At 74.8% G+C, this 1,033-nt stretch carries 1 protein-coding gene and 1 pseudogene; both read left to right on the top strand.

From position 1 onward, the window contains the following. A pseudogene (locus tag AOK24_RS49000) lies at positions 1-773 on the top strand (hypothetical protein); the annotation flags it as partial. Between the two features lie 55 nt (positions 774-828). Continuing rightward, positions 829-1,033: hypothetical protein (locus AOK24_RS41710; protein WP_159052184.1), on the top strand; the 205-nt coding region annotated here is incomplete at its 3' end.

Genomic DNA, 1,033 nt, shown 5'->3' on the forward strand with positions numbered 1-1,033 from the left:
CGCCAGGTGCCGCGCGCCCAGCGGAGGAGAAGGCCCGGGAAGAACTCGGCGACGGGAGCGCCCGGTTGACCGGTATCGACTGGCCCGCCGAGTTCTTCCCGGGCCTTCTCCTCAGCCTCCGCTGGGCGCGCGGCACCCGGCGTCTGGGGCTGGTCACGACGGGCCTCGGTCATCGGGTGAGGGTCGGCGACCGGGTCGTCGGACACTGCTACGACCCCCGGGTCCTCACCCGCGACGACGCCCCCGGCAGCGACCGCGATGGCGACTCCGCCGCCGGGCTCGGCCCCCGGGACCTGGTGCTGCGCACCGTACGCCGTTGCGGGCTGCTCACCCCGGACGGCCATGCCGTGCTCGACCGCGCGGGGCTGCCCTGCGCCGCGTACGGGTACGAGCCGGCGCCGGAGCGGGCCGCCGTGCTGGAGGACGCGGTGGCGGAACTGCTCGCCGTACGGCTGCTGGAACCGGAGACCGGGAGCCGGGATGTCGCCGGGCAGCCGCACTTTCCCGGCCGGCACGGGCAGCCGGAGATACCGCTTCTCGCCTACCGGCCGGACGTGGTCCGGCTCCCCGCCACCTGGGGTGAACCGGGGGCCGGGCGCGCGATGAGTTTTCAGCACGTCCCCGGCCATCTGCGCCGTCTCCTGCCGGGGCACCTCGCCGGGGAGACCCAGCGCGCGGCGTTCCGCGACCACTGCCGCAGGCTCGGCAAGGCGGACGGCTGGGAGCTGCCCGAGGGCTACACGTTCGTCACCCAGCACACCCGGGGCCACTGAGGCCGGCGCGTGCCCTGTACGGCCTTCCCCTGCACGACCGAACGGAGAACGGCGTATGCACGACCCCTACCGCGTCGTCGCGTGGCCACCGCTGTCCCCGCGAGACGCGTCGGCCACGGAGCTCGAAGCGTTGGCCGAGGCCCTCAACTCCCTGCCGGCGCCGGTCACCACGGCCCTGGACGACCTCACCGGCGCGATGGTGGAACGGGCCTTCGGTGCGCTCGGCTCCAAGGAGCGGCAGGAGGTCCTGCACCACCTCG

It is taken from the genome of Streptomyces niveiscabiei, assembly GCF_001419795.1.
Taxonomy (GTDB): domain Bacteria; phylum Actinomycetota; class Actinomycetes; order Streptomycetales; family Streptomycetaceae; genus Streptomyces; species Streptomyces niveiscabiei.